Source organism: Algibacter sp. L1A34, assembly GCF_009796805.1.
Lineage (GTDB): Bacteria > Bacteroidota > Bacteroidia > Flavobacteriales > Flavobacteriaceae > Algibacter.
On the sequence record NZ_CP047029.1, the window covers coordinates 1,119,364 to 1,137,817 of the forward strand.

Annotated in this window: 16 protein-coding genes; 9 read left to right on the plus strand and 7 right to left on the minus strand. The window is 33.2% G+C overall.

What is annotated here, in order from left to right; all coding sequences use genetic code 11:
- The first annotated feature begins 30 nt into the window (after positions 1 to 30).
- The 7 genes from sufD (at position 31) to GQR97_RS04985 (ending at position 5,709) form a co-directional block, all read left to right on the plus strand.
- Complete coding sequence (sufD, locus tag GQR97_RS04955) at positions 31 to 1,344, plus strand: Fe-S cluster assembly protein SufD (RefSeq protein WP_158846060.1); 1,314 nt, start codon at positions 31 to 33, stop codon at positions 1,342 to 1,344.
- A gap of 178 nt (positions 1,345 to 1,522) precedes the next feature.
- Positions 1,523 to 2,737, plus strand: a complete 1,215-nt coding sequence (locus GQR97_RS04960; RefSeq protein ID WP_158846062.1) for an aminotransferase class V-fold PLP-dependent enzyme — start codon at positions 1,523 to 1,525, stop codon at positions 2,735 to 2,737.
- Between the two features lie 46 nt (positions 2,738 to 2,783).
- Positions 2,784 to 3,185 carry an META domain-containing protein gene (locus GQR97_RS04965; protein WP_158846064.1) on the plus strand — a complete coding sequence of 134 codons (402 nt, stop codon included), beginning with the start codon at positions 2,784 to 2,786 and terminating at the stop codon, positions 3,183 to 3,185.
- Between the two features lie 105 nt (positions 3,186 to 3,290).
- Positions 3,291 to 3,716 (plus strand): SufE family protein, encoded by a 426-nt coding sequence (locus GQR97_RS04970; RefSeq protein WP_158846066.1) that lies wholly within the window; start codon positions 3,291 to 3,293, stop codon positions 3,714 to 3,716.
- A gap of 37 nt (positions 3,717 to 3,753) precedes the next feature.
- Positions 3,754 to 4,080 (plus strand): DUF59 domain-containing protein, encoded by a 327-nt coding sequence (locus tag GQR97_RS04975; RefSeq protein WP_158846076.1) that lies wholly within the window; start codon positions 3,754 to 3,756, stop codon positions 4,078 to 4,080.
- A gap of 39 nt (positions 4,081 to 4,119) precedes the next feature.
- A complete protein-coding gene (locus GQR97_RS04980) occupies positions 4,120 to 4,626 on the plus strand; it encodes a DUF2480 family protein (RefSeq protein WP_158846079.1) in 507 nt (168 codons plus the stop codon).
- 156 nt (positions 4,627 to 4,782) lie between these two features.
- Positions 4,783 to 5,709: a DUF3078 domain-containing protein gene (locus tag GQR97_RS04985; protein WP_158846081.1), complete on the plus strand. Its 927-nt coding sequence runs from the start codon at positions 4,783 to 4,785 to the stop codon at positions 5,707 to 5,709.
- Between the two features lie 66 nt (positions 5,710 to 5,775).
- Here the strand turns inward: GQR97_RS04985 and GQR97_RS04990 are convergent, their stop codons facing one another.
- Entirely contained in the window at positions 5,776 to 8,031 is a 2,256-nt protein-coding gene (locus GQR97_RS04990; protein ID WP_158846083.1) for a transglycosylase domain-containing protein, read from the minus strand.
- A gap of 12 nt (positions 8,032 to 8,043) precedes the next feature.
- Positions 8,044 to 9,261 carry a GTPase HflX gene (gene hflX, locus GQR97_RS04995; RefSeq protein ID WP_158846085.1) on the minus strand — a complete coding sequence of 406 codons (1,218 nt, stop codon included), beginning with the start codon at positions 9,259 to 9,261 and terminating at the stop codon, positions 8,044 to 8,046.
- Positions 9,262 to 9,323: 62 nt separating this feature from the next.
- Between hflX and GQR97_RS05000 the strand changes: the two genes are divergently transcribed.
- Positions 9,324 to 10,292, plus strand: a complete 969-nt coding sequence (locus tag GQR97_RS05000) for an endonuclease (RefSeq protein WP_158846087.1) — start codon at positions 9,324 to 9,326, stop codon at positions 10,290 to 10,292.
- Positions 10,293 to 10,301: 9 nt separating this feature from the next.
- On the opposite strand, the gene GQR97_RS05005 is transcribed toward GQR97_RS05000, so the two are convergent.
- The 3 genes from GQR97_RS05005 to GQR97_RS05015 all read right to left on the minus strand — a co-directional run bounded on the left by GQR97_RS05005 (position 10,302) and on the right by GQR97_RS05015 (position 15,057).
- Complete coding sequence (locus GQR97_RS05005) at positions 10,302 to 10,679, minus strand: hypothetical protein (protein ID WP_158846089.1); 378 nt, start codon at positions 10,677 to 10,679, stop codon at positions 10,302 to 10,304.
- 50 nt (positions 10,680 to 10,729) lie between these two features.
- Positions 10,730 to 12,169 (minus strand): DUF5689 domain-containing protein, encoded by a 1,440-nt coding sequence (locus GQR97_RS05010; RefSeq protein WP_158846091.1) that lies wholly within the window; start codon positions 12,167 to 12,169, stop codon positions 10,730 to 10,732.
- An 86-nt stretch (positions 12,170 to 12,255) separates the two neighbouring features.
- Complete coding sequence (locus GQR97_RS05015; protein WP_158846093.1) at positions 12,256 to 15,057, minus strand: TonB-dependent receptor; 2,802 nt, start codon at positions 15,055 to 15,057, stop codon at positions 12,256 to 12,258.
- Between the two features lie 127 nt (positions 15,058 to 15,184).
- Here GQR97_RS05015 and GQR97_RS05020 point away from each other — a divergent pair, with 127 nt between their 5' ends.
- The gene (locus tag GQR97_RS05020; protein ID WP_158846095.1) at positions 15,185 to 16,231 is read left to right on the plus strand and encodes an endonuclease/exonuclease/phosphatase family protein; all 1,047 of its coding nucleotides are present in this window, start codon (positions 15,185 to 15,187) and stop codon (positions 16,229 to 16,231) included.
- 62 nt (positions 16,232 to 16,293) lie between these two features.
- On the opposite strand, the gene GQR97_RS05025 is transcribed toward GQR97_RS05020, so the two are convergent.
- Both GQR97_RS05025 and GQR97_RS05030 read right to left on the minus strand, forming a co-directional pair.
- On the minus strand, positions 16,294 to 16,731 hold the full coding sequence (locus GQR97_RS05025; protein WP_158846097.1) for a hypothetical protein: 438 nt from the start codon (positions 16,729 to 16,731) through the stop codon (positions 16,294 to 16,296).
- 102 nt (positions 16,732 to 16,833) lie between these two features.
- The gene (locus tag GQR97_RS05030) at positions 16,834 to 18,435 is read right to left on the minus strand and encodes an Ig-like domain-containing protein (protein WP_158846099.1); all 1,602 of its coding nucleotides are present in this window, start codon (positions 18,433 to 18,435) and stop codon (positions 16,834 to 16,836) included.
- Positions 18,436 to 18,454 lie beyond the last annotated feature (19 nt).

Sequence of the window (18,454 nt, forward strand, 5' to 3'; positions counted from 1 at the left end):
TGAAGACTAAGAACTGAAGACTCAAAAGAAATGGATTTAAAAGAAAAATTAGTATCATCTTTTCTTGCATTTGAGAACAACGTAGATGTTGACACTCAAATACACGATATTAGAAACGAGGCTATAAAAACATTTGAAGAAAAAGGCTTTCCTACCAAAAAAGAAGAGGCTTGGAAATATACATCTTTAAATAAAATTTTAAAAGAAGATTATAGCGTTTTCCCTAAACATGAAAACTCAATCGATTATAAAGATGTAAAAAAATACTTTATTCACGATATAGATTCTTATAAAATAATTTTTATAGACGGAAAATATTCTTCTTACCTATCTGAAACAACACACGATGGTATAGACGTTTGTTTAATGTCTGCGGCCTTAACAAAGCCAAAATACCGCTTAGTTATTGAAAATTACTTTAACAAAGCAGCCACTAAAGATAGTTTAGCATCTTTAAATACGGCATTTTCACAAGAAGGTGCGTATATCCATATTCCAAAGAATAAACTGGTTGCAAAACCAATTCAAATTATACATTTATCAACAGGAAGTGAGTCGGCAACTTTAGCGCAACCACGTAATTTAATTGTGGTAGATGAGAACAGCCATGTTCAAATTATTGAGCGTCACCAGAGTTTAACCGATAATTCTGTACTTACAAACAGTGTTACCGAAATTTTCGCCAACAAGCGCGCTATTGTAGATTATTATAAAATTCAAAATGATAATTCTAACGCATCACTTATAGATAACACCTTCATCTCACAAAAACGTGAAAGCGTAGCATCTGTACACACTTTTACATTTGGAGGGAAATTAATACGTAATAATCTTAACTTTTATCAAAACGGAGAGCGTATTAATTCTATATTAAAAGGTGTTACTATTATTGGAGAAAAACAACACGTAGATCATAACACATTAGTACACCATATAGAACCAAATTGCGAAAGTCACCAAGATTACAAAGGTATTTTCGGAGATAATTCTACCGGGGTTTTTAATGGTAAAATTATTGTAGATAAAGAAGCGCAAAAAACAAACGCATTTCAATCCAACAATAATATATTAATAAGTGATAAAGCAACAATAAACAGTAAACCACAATTAGAAATTTTTGCAGACGATGTAAAATGTTCTCACGGTTGTACTATTGGGCAATTAGACGAAAGCGCCATGTTCTACATGCAATCTCGCGGAATTCCTAAAAAGGAAGCTAAAGCACTTTTAATGTATGCGTTTAGCAACAATGTATTAAGCTCGGTCAAAATACCAGAGATGAAACAACGTATTACTAAAATTATAGCAAAAAAATTAGGCGTAAATATCGGATTCGATTTATAATCAATATTTCACCCTTATAATTTAAAAGTAATATTAAAAAAGTTCATCTTTTGTAATATTACTTTTTTTATTTAAAACCAACTCGTAGCCAATTTAAAGAGTGCCGTTTTAAGAAAAAAAAATAATAACCTATGTACTAAAAATTATTAGTTAGTACTTTTATTTAAAAACAAAACACATGCTTGACGTATCCAAAATAAGAGCCGATTTCCCTATTCTTTCTCGACAAGTAAACAACAAACCATTGGTGTATTTTGATAATGCAGCAACATCGCAAACACCACAAGCAGTTATAGATGTTATTGTAGATTATTACAGCAATTATAATGCAAACATTCACAGAGGTGTGCATACCTTAAGTCAAGAAGCTACCGACAAATACGAATTAGCGCGTCAAAAAATACAAGCACATTTTAACGCAAAATTTTCTCATGAAATCATATTTACTTCCGGTACAACCCATAGTATTAACTTGGTTGCTAACGGATTTTCGGCACTTTTAAAAGCAGGTGATGAAATTATTGTTTCGGCCTTAGAACACCATAGTAATATAGTACCATGGCAAATGCTTTGCGAACGCACAGGTACCATTTTAAAAGTGATCCCCATGAACTTGGAAGGCGAACTTATTATGGAAGCTTATGATAAGTTACTATCCAATAAAACAAAACTGGTTTTTGTAAATCATATTTCAAATGCCCTAGGCACCATAAACCCTATTGAATATATTATTGAAAAAGCACACGCCGTAGGCGCTGCTGTCTTAATAGATGGTGCTCAATCTTGCCCACATATAAAACCCGATGTACAAGCTTTAGATGTAGATTTTTATGTTGCATCGGCTCACAAAGTTTGTGGACCAACAGGTGTTGGTATGCTTTACGGTAAAGAAGAGTGGTTAAAAAAACTACCTCCTTATCAAGGTGGTGGAGAAATGATTGCTGAAGTTACTTTTGAAAAAACAACTTATGCCGATTTGCCCCATAAATTTGAAGCCGGAACACCTAATATTTGTGGGGGTATTGCCTTTGGAGCAGCTTTAGATTACATGAACAACATTGGTTTTGATAATATTGCGAGTTACGAAAATGAATTACTAGCCTATGCTACAGAACAATTATCGACTATAGAAGGCTTAAAATTTTACGGTACGGCTAAACACAAAACATCTGTAATTTCATTTAATTTAGAAGGTATTCACCCGTATGATGTGGGAACTATTCTTGATAAATTAGGCATCGCCGTAAGAACTGGCCATCATTGCGCGCAACCAATCATGGATTTTTACTGTATTCCCGGAACTATACGCGCATCATTTGCTTTTTACAATACAAAAGAAGAAATTGATGTTTTAGTTGAAGGTGTAAAAAAAGCAAAAATGATGCTTTCCTAAAATAATTTGGCTTCATTTTTGAAAACCAAGTTATAAAAAATAAAACATGAAAATATTTAGTATTCTTTTAGTCGTTATACTTTCTGTTAAGTCTTGTGGAGATTCATCAAATTCAAACAATTCTGAAAAACTTTCGGGCGAATTTCATATCGTATCTTTAGAGAAAAATTCGAGTTTACCAGACAATTTAACCATCTATTTTCATTCAGAAACTAAAAAAATTTCAGGATTTTCTGGATGTAATAATTACTTTGGAAATTTCATTTTAGAGGAGGACGTTTTAAGCTTTGGGGCTATGGGATCAACTCGAAAAATGTGCTTTAGCGATGCGAATAACATTGAAACCGAAATACTCCAATTTCTTTCAAAGATTAATGGGTTCTCATTTAAAAACAATACTTTACAGTTAAAATCAAACGACAACATTCTTATAACCGCAAAAAAATAGTTTAACAGAAACAGTCTTTTCAGCTAAAAAAAGAGCTTCTTATCTTTTTATAAAACATTGAAAAGCATCATCTATTATTGTATTTTTGTATAAAAATTTATTACTGTGACTATTGAAGACATTCAAAACGAAATAATTGACGAATTCTCCATGTTTGAAGACTGGGAAGAACGTTACCAATATATGATTGATTTAGGGAAAGATTTACCCCTAATTAACGACCAATACAAAACCGACAGCAACATCATAAAAGGTTGCCAAAGTAAAGTTTGGGTACATGCCGAATTAAACGACGATAAAATAGAGTTTACCGCAGATAGTGATGCTATAATCACTAAAGGTATTATTGCTATTTTAATTCGTGTGTTTAACGATCAGCATCCAAAAGATATTATTAATGCCAACACCGATTTTATTGATAAAATTGGTTTAAAAGAACATTTGTCTCCCACACGAGCAAATGGTTTAGTAAGCATGATAAAGCAATTAAAATTGTATGCTATTGCTTACCAAACACAAATAAAACAATAAGATTTCCGCCTTCGCGGAAATAAAAAAAATCTAAAAAATGAGCGAAACACCTATAGATACTGCCGAATTAGGCGAAAAAATAGTTAATGTATTAAAAACTATTTACGATCCAGAAATCCCTGTTGATATATACGAACTTGGTTTAATTTACGATGTATTTGTAAATGAAGATTACGACGTAAAAATATTAATGACCTTAACAACGCCAAACTGCCCAGTAGCAGAAACATTGCCATTAGAGGTTGAAGAAAAAGTAAAATCTCTAAACGAAGTAAAAGGTGCCGAAGTTGAAATTACTTTCGATCCACCATGGACGCAAGATTTAATGAGCGAAGAAGCAAAATTAGAACTTGGAATGCTTTAAAAATAGTATTAAGTTTTTATTACATTTTCTAAAATAATTATGCCAGACGAAATAATAAATCGCGTTGCGAATAGTAAATTAATCACGGTTAATCTTGAAGATTATTATCCTCAAGGCAACCGTGTGCTTTTTGATATAAAAGATTGGCTTTTTGAAGGCTTTGTTTTGCGTGAAAAAGATTTTAGAACCCATGCATCAGAATTTAATTGGGAGCAATATCAAGGCGCATATATAGCCTTAACTTGCAGTACAGATGCCATAGTACCCGGTTGGGCTTACATGCTTTTAAGTATTCACTTAGAACCTTTTGCTAAAAAAACTATCATTGGCAACCTCGATAATCTAGAAACATCTATCTATCAAGATGTTATTAACACTCTAGATGTCAGCGAGTTTAAAGACAAACCCATCATTATAAAAGGTTGTTCTAAAAAACCCGTACCACAAAACGCCTACATTATGTTGGCTAATAAATTGCAACCTTTTGCAAAATCTATTATGTACGGAGAAGCTTGTTCTTCAGTGCCACTTTATAAAAAGAAATAATTTTCAAATTTATTGTGACGTCCATACAAATATGGCGTCTAATGTATGGATACATTTATAAAAGCCTCATATTTTATTTTGAGTATTTTGTAACGTGTCCTTTTAAAAAATTTGTGAAATAACTTATATTTGCACGCAATTTAAAACAAACTAAAAATGAAAAAAACGTTATTATTACTTGCATTATGTATCGGAATGTTTTCGGTAAATGCACAGACTAAAGAAGAATTACACACTCAAAAAGCAGAAAAACAAGCTATTGCAGACGCTGCTCAAGGTGAAGCAAATGCTTTACAAGCTAAAATTGATGCGCTTCCAGGATGGAGAAAAGGTGCTTTTGGTACTATTGGTGGTAGTTTATCTAACTTTAACAACTGGTATTCTCAAGGAACACCAAACAATGCATCTGGTAACATTGGTTTTACTGTAAATGCTTTTGCTAATTTAATTGAAGATAAATTCTTTTGGAGAAACTCTTTAAACACAAATTTAAACTGGGTAAAATTAGATAATAAAGATGATGCTACTGATGATGATAGCTTTAGCCCAACAACTGATGTTTTTAGTATTTCATCTTTATACGGTAGAAATATAACTAAAACATTAGCTGCTTCTGGTTTAGCTGAATACAGAACTACTTTACTTGATAATTTTAACGACCCTGGATATTTAGATTTAGGTATTGGTGCGACATGGACACCTATTGAAAACTTAATCGTGGTTATCCACCCTTTAAACTACAACTTTGTATTTGCTGATGGTGATTCAGTTTTCGATTCATCTTTAGGCGCTAAAATAGTTGCAGATTACACAAGACAAATTGGAGCTATTAACTTCAAAACAAACTTTTCTACATTCCAAAGCTACAAATCTGGAGATTTATCGAACTTTACATGGTCGAACTCTTTTAGCTATACATTATGGAAAATGATTGGTGTTGGTTTCGATTTTGGTTTAAGAAGCAACAAACAAGAAGCGCTTAACTACTCTATTGCAACGTTAGGTAATACTACTGAAACTTTTGATTCTGTAGATAATAAATTACAATCTTACTACACTGTTGGTTTAAGTTATAAATTCTAATAACTTTTTCCTTAACGGAAGAAACAAAAAACGCACATCGATTGATGTGCGTTTTTTTTGTTTCAACTATTCTTTATTGCCTTTAAATTTTCGTTGTTTCTTTTTACTACTGAATATTCTTTTTAGTAACCCATCTCGTTTTTCTTCATTACAATCGAGATCGGAAACCACTTGATCGGTAGGTGTTTCAAAATGACTTTTTGTTATGCCATTGTACTTAGAATCCTTATTCAATTTAGAATAAAACTTCGCGAATATAGGAAGAGCAGAATTTGCACCTTGCCCTAATCCTGTTGTTTTAAAGCCAATAGCTTGGTTATCGTTTCCAACCCAAGTTATGGTTACTAATTTTGGAGTAATTCCAACAAACCAACCATCTTTATTATCTTGTGTTGTTCCGGTTTTTCCAGCAATATCATTATTTAAACCATACACTGATCTTAATCTAGACGCTGTACCTTTATTAACTGTAGATTGCATTATTTCTAACATAACCTGCCGTGTATAGTCCTTAAAAGCAGGCTCCGCTTCTTCTGGCTTAAACTCCGCTAGAACTCTACCATTTCTATCTGTAACTTTAGTAATAGCATAAGGCGTTACCGGTTTGCTATCGTTTACATAACTAGCATAAGCTCCCGTAAGTTCCTTTAAGTTAATTTCCGCAACACCAAGCGCTATAGAAGGTAAATTTGGTAACTCTTTTTTAATACCTATTCGTTTTGCTTGCTCTAATACCTTCGGAATTCCAACTTCATTTAAAACCTTTACAGCAATGGTATTAACAGAATTACTCAATGCCATTTCAAGATTATAGTTAATGTAGGGATCTTCATTTTCACCTCCAGAATTTGAAGGCGTCCAATTATTAAAATTGCTATAAGTAACCTCAGCTAAAGAAAAATAAGTACAAGGTTTCATACCATTCTCAATAGCGGCTGTGTAAACAAAAGGCTTAAAAGTAGAACCTACTTGACGTTCACTTTGCGATACATGATCGTATTTAAAATAACGATAATCAATACCTCCAATATAGCTCCTTATCGCACCTGTTTGAGGTTCGATACTTAACATACCTGTATTTAAAAACTTTAAATAATGCTGTAAACTATCAATCACGCTCGCTTTCATGATACTATCACCTTTCCATTGAAACAATTCTGTATCTTGCTTTATAGAGAGCGAATCTCTAATTTGAGCTTCGGTTAAACCTGCTTCTTTATATAATTTATACTGTGGTAGTTTTTTTAAAGCAGCATCTATTAATTTTTTGTTTTTTTGCCATGGCGCAGCATTTCCGTAAGAACGCTCAAAACTATTCTGCAACGCTGTAAGGTGCTCTTTCATGGCTTCTTCTGCCATTTTTTGCATACCCATATCCAAAGTGGTGTGTACTATAAGTCCGTCGCGATATAAATCGTAAGCCTCTCCATTTGGCTTTTTAATACTATCTAAAATAATCGCCAATTCCTTTTTAACCTGCGCTCTAAAATAAGGTGCAATACCCACATCGTGATTAAAAGATTTATAATCTAGACCTAATGCTTTTTCTGCATAAAAATTAGCGGAATCTTGAGGCATATTCCCGTATTTAACCATTTGATTAAGTACAACATTACGCCTATCTACACTTCGTTCTGGGTGCAATCTCGGGTTGTAATAATTATTTGCTTTTAAGGAGCCAACCAAAGTAGCCGCTTCATCTACAGAAAGTTCAAACGCTGGTTTATTAAAAAATTTACGTGCGGCACTTTCAATTCCATAAGTATTATCAGAGAAAGGCACCGTATTGAAATACATGGTAAGAATCTCATGTTTTGAATATATGGTTTCAATACGTTTCGCTATAATAGATTCGCGAAACTTATTAATCACCATACTAAAAAATCGATAATTATTTCTACCGTATAGATTTTTTGCTAACTGTAAAGTAATAGTACTTCCACCTCCTGCAGATTTATCTTGAAGTAAAATGCTTTTTACAAAAACCCGTATTAAACTCACGTTATCGATACCGTCATGTTCAAAAAAGCGAACATCTTCGGTATTAACTAAAGCTTCAATAAGATGTTTTGGTAAATCTTCAAAATGCAGCGGTTGCCTATCATAAACATAATATTTACCGATAAGTTTTCCTTCTTGATCTAAAACCTGAGTAGCTTCTTCCTGCTTAATAAAACTTAATTCTACAGATGTTGGCATTTTACCAAAAGCCCCTAAATAAATACTGATGTAAAGCCCTATAAAAAATATTAAAACGGAAATGAAACCAATAAGCGCTAGTTTCACCCATTTATTTCTAAATAAACTTTTTAGTAATGCCATATGTGGTTTTATCTATTCCATATCTTCATAATTGTAATCCGGATATAAAAATTGATTGTAAGGAAAACGAGTTACATGGATTTCACGAACCTCATCGTAAACACGCTTTTTAAAATCTTCTAAGTTCTTTTTGTTCAGTGCAGAAATAAAGAGTGCATTGTTACCCACTTTACTCATCCAGGTACTCTTCCATTCATCTAAACTATAATGTCTTGCACCACGTTCTGTTTCTAAATCATCATCATCTAAATGTTCGGCTGTATAGGCATCAATTTTATTGAACACCATAATAGTTGGTTTATCGCCACTTTTAATTTCACCTAAAATTTTCTCTACAGAAGCAATGTGCTCTTCGAAATTTGGATGAGAAATATCTACAACATGCAACAGTAAATCGGCTTCACGAACCTCATCTAGTGTACTTTTAAAACTATCTACAAGTTGTGTTGGTAATTTTCTAATAAACCCTACGGTATCAGATAAAAGAAATGGTAAATTTTGAATAACCACTTTACGCACCGTAGTATCAAGAGTTGCAAAAAGTTTATTTTCAGCAAAAACATCACTTTTACTAATCACGTTCATTAAAGTAGATTTACCAACGTTGGTATACCCCACAAGTGCAACACGAACCATTTTACCACGGTTACCACGTTGCACGGCCATTTGCTTATCTATAATTTTAATACGATCTTTTAGCAATGCAATTTTATCGCGTACAATACGTCTATCCGTTTCTATTTCTGTTTCACCAGGTCCACGCATACCAATACCCCCTTTTTGGCGTTCAAGGTGCGTCCACATACCACGTAAACGCGGTAATAAATATTGACATTGCGCCAATTCTACTTGCGTACGAGCATAACTCGTTTGTGCACGTTGTGCAAAAATATCAAGTATTAAATTCGTTCTATCTAAAACTTTTACGTTTAAGATTTTACTAATATTTCGCTCTTGAGCTGACGATAATTCGTCATCAAAAATAGCGGTGGTTATATCGTTTGCTTCTATAAATACACGTACATCTTCTATTTTACCGGTACCAATAAAGGTTTTTGGGTTAGGCATATCCATTTTTTGCGTAAAACGCTTAATGGCATATCCGCCTGCGGTATAGGTTAAAAACTCCAACTCATCTAAATATTCTTTAGATTTTTCTTCGTTTTGGTCTTTAGTAATCACGCCTATTAATACTGCGCGCTCTAAAGAAATATCTTTCTCTTCTATCATAATACAAAGTTACACAATTGCGTTGATTTTATTTTTAATATTTTTAAGCCTATTTTTGAGATATGATAGAACCTTTTGATGACATTCCCGTTCGTAACGATTTACAAACTATTGCCTTTTATAATACTGAAAACTTGTTTGATACTTTTAATGATAAACTAAAGTACGACAATGATTTCACACCTAAATCCATTAAAAAATGGACACCAAAACGATACGATAATAAACTTAGAAAATTAGGTTATGTAATTTCTAACATAGGAAGACGAGAAACGGGTAGACAACCCGCTATTATAGGTCTTGCCGAGATTGAAAACGCAAAAGTGATCAAAGATTTAATTGCATCGAAACATTTAGAACCCTACAATTACGGTTATGTTCATTATGATTCTCCGGATGAGCGCGGTATTGATGTCGCTTTAATTTATGATAAAGATGTTTTTGAGGTTTTACACTCAGAACCATTTCTAGTTGAATTAAAAAACGATAAAGGTCTCCCAGATTATACGCGCGATGTGCTATTGGTTTCTGGTATTTTAGATGGTGAAAAAATTCATGTTATTGTAAACCATTGGTCTTCTAGACGCGAAGGTGAAAAAGAAACGGAACACAAACGCATTGCATCATCTGATAAAGTAGGCGAAATTATTTCTAACATCACCTTAGAAGATCCCGAAGCTAAAATTATTACAATCGGCGATTTTAATGACGATCCGCACAATAACAGTATTAAACGTTTGGTTGATAATTATAGTCTTTTCAACCCTATGGAAACGCTACGCTCTTTTAATCGTGGTACCACCAAACATAATAGGCAATGGAATTTATTCGATCAAATTTTGATTTCAACTAACTTTTTCAAAACTTCGGATAACTTATATGAATACAGCCTATCTAATATTTTTGATGAAGACTTTTTAAAAATATTTGAAGGCAGATACAAAGGCGCGCCGTACAGAACTTACGTTGGCAAACGCTACAAAGGTGGTTATAGCGACCATTTCCCGGTTTACGCTATTTTCAAGAAGTAATTACACTTTTTAAACCGCCTGCAACAGTACCATTGTTAATGCTAAAATAACAACAGGCAAAAACCAAAGCATATAAATATTATAATTAAGCTTTTTGTTTTTAATTATTTTAGCATTTAATACTTTACGTTTTCGACCACCGTAGTACATCCAGTTTCTAAAGTAAATAAATATAACAACAAGTACAAAAAGTGTCCATGCTTTGCCAGACGACATAGTATCCATGTGCATTTTTCTAAAAAACTTAGCAAAAAACACACCTAAAAGTAATAGTAAACTGCATTGTAAAAAAGAAACGTAAAAAGTAGCAATGCTATTGGCATTTTTGTTTTTCTTTAATTTGAAGTGATTAAAAAAATGATAGAATAGAATATCGAATGTAGTCATGCGACGAAATTAGACTTTTTATTTAAAACTTGTTAAGTCTAAATAACAAATTATTCTTCCACAAAATCCACACTAATTTCATCTAACTCATAAATACCATCGAAGGTATCTTGGCCACTTCCTGTAAATTTAAACGCGATGTACATAGTTCCACTTTCACAAGATAAATCTACTGCTCCCGAATTAAACCACGGTACAAAAGAGTCTGTATCTTTCACCACATAAGCATCGGATAAAGCACCCCAAGTTGCTGTATCAATATTAGCTTCGGTACCATCCCAATCTAAGGAATATAAGATTTCTAAAAAACTACTATCTGCCAAACTATTTGATGTTTTAAAACGAAGTGTTTCCCCCTCTTGCTCGTCCAAATTAATTGCAGGTGTAATTAACCAACCAATATTAGAATCGTCTCCCGAGCTAGAACATTGAAACCGTGCCGAACGTCCTAAAGACTCGTTCGAAGATGTAGAAGAATACCCTTCCCAAGCTTCCGTTCCTGCTTCAATATAATTTGTCCAACCATCAATTACTATGGGTTTATTATTTTTTTGAGGTTCAAAATCTTCATAAAACAAATTCCCTGTACCTAAGACTGAAGCAATACCACAACTTAATTCCATAGGGTCGCAACGTTCAATGTCATCAAAATTAATATCAGCCGAACTATTTACAACAAGTACATTAAAATCGTCGCCATAATCACGACCAAAAATCCCCGTTATCGTTCCTTTTCCTTGCGGAACAATTAAAGATTTAAAATCGGAAAACGTACTTGTTTGCATGCGTATTGAAACTCCTGTATGGCAACTTTCTAGAATTCTAATACCGTCGTATTCATCTATAGTTTCACTCGCAAATGTTGCTCCTAATTCAAACCGGTTTAATTGCATGTTTTCTAATTTAATCAAGGTATTATAATCCCAACTTGTTAAATTAGCTATACTTGATATTTTAGGTTGAATCTCGGCAATTTCATTACTTCTAATAATAATACTTTTATATTCTGCAGGTTGAATTTGTTCTACTCGGGCACCATCCCCTTTTCCTATGGCAATGATACCACTGCTTTCTCCAATGGTTAATCCTGCCATTTTTACATATACTTTTTGTCCAAATTGATACGTATCGGATAAACTGGACACATTGATAACCACTTGAAAACCTAATCTCGGGTCGTTATCTGGGCTAGAATCATCTATTTTATTCTGAATAATTAATTCCTCAAAAAAGTTTCCCGATTTATCGGAAGACACCACATAACCTTCAATATATAATTCTGAATCTTCATCAATTCTAGCCGTTGAATTGCCACTATTTACCGCCTGGTCGTAAAGTGATTTTATAGTTTTAAAGGTTGTTATTTTATCCTGAGGAATTATGGGCTCCGTAAATGATATATCAGGAATGCCGTAATCGTCGTCTTTTACACAAGAAGTTATTAATGTATGCATCAGAAAAATGACAATTAGTATTTTAAAATTTTTCATGATTAATGTTTTTATATTATTTGTTGCTTCAACAAGCTCTGCATGGTATTAGCTGTCTTTTTAACTTAGTGTTTTTTCATTTTCATTTAAAATCTCACATTCAAATTCAAGAAATATGTAGTTCCACGACCATACCAATATTTCGATCCAAAAACAGGTGTATCTAAAGCTTTATCATCTCTAAGTTCACGGTAATTTGCATTTCTGCCTTGCTCGAAACCTCCAGATTTATAAACTTGATCTAATAAATTATTTATGCTTGCAAAAAAACCGATGTAATAGTCCCCAACCTTCCACGATTTCCCGCCAATTAAATTCACCACCATATAATTATCAAACCGTTCTTGCTTTAGAAGTTCTCTAGCCAAAACCTCATCATAATCATTAAAAACATTACCATCAAAATCTGTTGAAAAATTTGAAGAACGCGTTAACGGACTCACATCTATATAAGTGTTTGCGAAAAAGTTTGCCGTAGCTCCAAACCACCAATAATCTGGATCGCTATACTCAAAACCTACTGAATATGCATTTTGTGGCCCAGAGGCAATTTTATAATTTTTTAGTTTAGATTGTCCAAAATCTTTAAAACCATCTATAAAACCAGCAGCTAATGCTTCATCATCAGGTTCGGTAGACAGAAACAGGTTTGGATTATTATTGTATATAAACTGCCCGATAGCGGCAGCGCCTTTCAATTTTATGGTTGGTGTTACTTGGGCTTCAACACCAAATTCGGCACCGATATGTTGTTTTTCAATGCCTTGAAGAATTTCTTGTACAAAGGCCAAATTATCGCCACCAATACCATCGGCAAAAAAGAATGAAATTTCGCTAGCATCAGTCACTTTTGTGTAATACCCTGTGAGTCTCGCTTTAATCATGGACGAACGAAAGACATAACTTACATCGGCAGATGTTATTTTTTCTTCAGTAATATCTGGAACAATATTATGATTTTCTCTAGAGTTTGAAAACGTATTTTGTAATGTTGGTGCCCTAGTAATGTAACCTGCGTTAAAATTAAACACATGTTTACCCGATAGCTTATAAGTAAAACCTGCTTTTGCACCAAAACCCATAAAACTTAATTTCTCGCCTTTCCCTAATGAGTTATCTGGAAATCCTCCATTTTGATAAATACCTTCTCGTTGATATTCGGTATTTTTGATACTGGCAGCTACATAAAAATCTGCATTACTATATGAAAATTGAGTTTGAGCATATCCTCCAATTTCGTTCGCAAAAATATTATAATCATATTTAAATTTCTCACCCACACCAACAATACGGTTTGGATTTAATAAATCATTTTGGGCTTCGTTAATATTTGTTGCAAATCCATCGATATCTAAATAAGTTTCTGCTCCTAAAAGATCTAAAACCTCAGCAAAGTTCTCGGAATTTAAAATTTTAAAATTTACACCTGCATTAATATTAATGTGGTCGTTTATTTCTTTATTCAAAATCGAATTTATGGTGAGTTGCCGATCATCTACACGATCTTCATACAAAGCATACGTGGCATTCCCTCCATTTTGAGTATTTGCTATATTAGTGCTATACATGGCTTCCCAATCTATTTGCCCGCTGTCCTGAAATGTTTGTAATGCTTGATAGGCAAAACCTAACTCATCTGGAAAATTACGTTCAAAATAACTTGGCAATTTTTGATAATATGCCGCACTAGGGTTAGCACCACCACCTTGCGGAAAACCATCAATTAAATCTTTACCGTTATAGTCCAAACGGCTATTTCCCATTTTCCCGAATTGATAACCAATGTTTGTATTTAACTTAGTTTTATTATTCAAATTCCAGTAATGGTTAAGCATTACAATGGGTTCGTTTACTTCTTTTATTCTAGAATTTCGTTTTTCACCATCTTGCCATCCCCAATATTCATTGTATTTTATATCTTTTAAATCGAAAATCTCTTGTGTATTTGGAGACGATTTACCTCTGCGATTTGGTGTGTAAATTGCAGAAAAGCTTAAACTATGGTCTTTGTTTATTATTTTTTCCACGGAAGTGAAAAAGGAATTTGAATTATAACTCGTCGCATCTTGATAGCCTTCATTTCCCCATCGACGACCTAACGTTAATGTATATGCCCAATTATTTTTTAACAAACCAGAAGCATAACTCGCCATAAGCCGATTACTGTAACTTCGATTAGAAGAAGAATAGGTTAACCGCCCACCTGCTCTAGTTTGAGATGCCCGAATATTAATATTATTTGTCCCCAAAACACCTCCAAAATTATAATTTGATGGTGTTAAGCCTGTGGTTAATTCTTGATTACGCAATACATCGTTTATACCGCCCCAATTACTCCATTGCGGTCTACCGTTGTAGGTTTTATTCATTTCGATACCATTGATTAAAATGGTACTGTTTTTTGAATCTAATCCGCGAAGACGAAAAAAAGACTGACTAAACTCGAATGCTGCTGTACGTTGAAAAATATCGAGAGATGAGGCTAATAATCCCGAAATATTATCGGCACCGCTAGAATCGTCGTTCAATTCATCATCGGTTAATGTAATGGTAAATAAATCACTGGTCGCGCTAGCATCAATATCTAATGTGATATCGGAAATATTTACAGTTTCACCTTCATTTATAATAATTGGGAATCGTTTTGAGATATAACCCTTTTTAGAAACCCTTAGCATTTGCTCGCCTAACGGCAGGTTTTTATCAAACACGAATTCACCTAAAGCATTAGAATATGTTGATAAATCACTGTCTTCAATGTCAACAAAAACATTTTTTATAGGTTCAAAAGTGAGTGCGTCGAGTAGGCTACCTTTCACAAAAGTTTGCTGTGAATGGAGGGATATTGAAAAAATTCCGAATAAAAAAATAAGGGTTATTTTATTCATACGTATCTTTATTACTTCAATTATAACAAAAAACAATCAATTGACAGTTAAATACTTAAAAGAATTTCAAGAAATTAGATGTAATCTTTGCAATAACAGACCTGTAGTTTCATTCTTATATGAAAGAATGAATTGTTTAAAAATCGCTTTTATCGGTTTATTTTTCATGGTCTTTTTAAACACAAATGCACAGGATAAAAAGTTTAAAATTCATACGGTTGCCTTCTACAATTTAGAGAATTTATTCGATACTATAAATGATACGTCAAAACTAGATGAATATAGCCCCATGATGGAATTGAAAACGGATAAAGGTCCCGTTTACAAGAAAAAAATAAGGAATATGGCACGTGTTATTGCCGATATCGGTAAAGATGTTTCTGAAAACTCACCAAGTATTATTGGTGTTTGCGAGGTTGAAAATAAAGCCGTTTTAGAAGATCTAGTAAACGATTCACTTCTCGTGGATAAAGATTATGGTATTGTGCATTATAACTCCACAGACGTACGTGGAATTGATGTTGCCTTGTTATATCAAAAAAAAGCTTTTACACCTATAAGCACAAGCTCTCATGAATTAAAAATTTACAATGCAGATACTAACAAACGCGTTTATACTCGTGAACAATTACTAGTAAGTGGAAAATTGGAAGACGAAACCATTCATCTTATTGTGAATCATTGGCCATCGCGACGTGGTGGCGAGGCTAAAAGCAGACCAAAACGTGTGGCTGCAGCCAAATTAAGCAAGCATCTTTTAGATTCTTTACAGATGATAGATCCGTATGCCAAAGTGTTTATTATGGGGGATTTAAATGATAATCCAAATAATGCGAGCGTTAAAAAAATTTTAAAGGCTAAACCCTCTAAAAAATTGGGTTTAAAAGGCATTTACAATCCTTATATTAATTTCTATAAAAACGGTATTGGCACAACAGCTTATCGAGATGCTTGGAGTTTATTCGATCAAATTATGATTACGAAACCTTTACTTGAAAAAGATTACTCGTCATTTCAGTTTTACAAAGCAGGTATTTACAACAAAAACTATATTATCACTAAAAATGGAGCATATAAGGGTTATCCTTTAAGAAGTTTTGGGTATCACGGGTTTAACAATGGCTTTAGTGATCACTTTCCTGTTTATATTTATTTGATTAAAGAAGTGCCTTAAAAACAAAAAATCCTTCAAGCTAAAAACCTGAAGGATCTGAATATTACAATACTTTTTATTTTCTAGCCTATCCAAGTACTCCAAGGAATTCTTGATAAAAACAATACTAAAGCAATACTGTAAAAAATTGCAATGGTTTTCAACTTGTTTTTTGAAGTTAATTTCTTTTTGTGTTTAGAATAACCAATTGTAATTAATGCAATTGCTATAATATTGACAAATGGATGTTCTACCAAGTATAATCTTGCAATAGAGTTACTCATCACTTTTCCTCCTAGCTCTCCCCATAATGCTAAACGAGGCGATACAAAATACAATATTAAACCAATAGTTAATTGAATGTGCGATACTATTAAGGTGAATAAAGATATTCTAAAATCGTTGTTTTCGTATTCTTTATCTCCTATAGTTTTTATCACAGCATTTACCGCTGCAATTATTAAAACTATTAATACTAAATACGCCCAATAGGAATGGAGTGATAATACAATGTTGTACATGAATGTTTTGTTTTAATTATTGATGCAAAAATAGTAATTATAATTTATAAAAAAACCGCTTCGATTGAAGCGGTTTAATTTATTTCTAAATTAGAATAATTCTTATTCCCATTTATTTTCTGCAGCCGTACCGCCCCATATTAAAGTAGCTATGTATGGATTATCAATAAAAGGGTTTCTATTGCCTTGTGCGGCATAAATTACGTTGTTACGTTGTTCTTCAAAGGCTGATACTGGATCGGCAACGTTCCATGCTTTAAAAAGCTCTAAACCACCAACTTTATCAAAATCCTCTCCGTAACGAATGTTTAAATACATTACCATTCTAGCAACATCACCACGCCAGTCATCACCAGGATACCAAGCTTCTCCAATTAATTTATTAGTTCCGCTTCCATCGATATATGGATAGTTACTTCTATCACTGTTAACTGTTGCATCAGCAGATCTTAGATGATGTAAATCTGAAACTGCTATATCCGAACTTAACCTAGATTGTGGAAAAATATGTTCTGTGTTATAAGTTTGTGTTGCATATGGATTATTTCCTGAAGTATACTCCTCCCAATATCTACTTTCGCCAGTATACATTAAAATTACATTATCTTGATTTGATAAATCGGCATCGGCATTATATAAATAATCATGACGTTGTGTATAACTTAATATTACCGTGTGCATATCTTGCGTATGTGCAGAAATTTGATTGAACATTAAATCGGCATCTTCTGTAAAAATAACACCATCGTAATAATCCCCTAAACTAGAAGAGATATTAAAGCTTATTGGTTTTACAACTGATACTGTAACGGTTGCTGTTGAGCATTGTGCAGTTGGAACATCGTTATCACAAATAGTATAGGTAAATGTATCAGTGCCTTCAAAACCAGATTGAGCTGTATAGCTTATTGTTCCATCTGAATTTAAAGTAATAGCACCTTGTGTCAACGAATTATCAGTATCCGTTATTAATGCACCATCAATAATATCATCATTAGATAGAACATTAAAGATATTTAAAGAAGAATCTAAAACCACAGAGTAAGTATCGTTAGTCGCTTCAGGAGTTCCTTCATCTAAAACAGTAATAGTAACAGTAGCTGTAGAACATTCTGGGTTTACATCATTATCACATATGGTATATGTAAATGTGTCTTCACCTGCAAAACCATTCGTAGCAGTATAACCGATTGTACCATCATCATTTAAAACAACAGTTCCATTAGTTAAAGTTGTGTCTATAGACTCATATTCCGCACCGTCTACTATAGTATCATTATCTAATAACTCATCAAGTACAGTAGTTGTATTCTCTAAAACTTCTAAAGCATCGTCTACAGCCAGTGCAGTGCCATTATCCGTAACTGTAACCGTAACTGTACCTGTTGCACAAATTGGCGTACTTAAGCCATTACAAATAGTATAAGTGAACGTATCTGTGCCACTAAAGTTATCAGCAGGTGTATAAATAAGTTTATTTAAGATTTCTGTAATAACTCCATTTTCTGCAGAGACTGCATCGAAATCGGTAAGTTCCGCACTATTTGTAAGTACATCATTACTTAACACATTTATTATTACTTGTGTGTTTTCTGGTGTACTTGCAGCATCGTTAGTTGCTACAGGTGGCTCTATAGCCACACTATCATCACTTCCGCTACAAGCAAAAAACATTACAAATAAAAATAGATATAAATATTTCATAATAAAAAAGTTTAGCAAA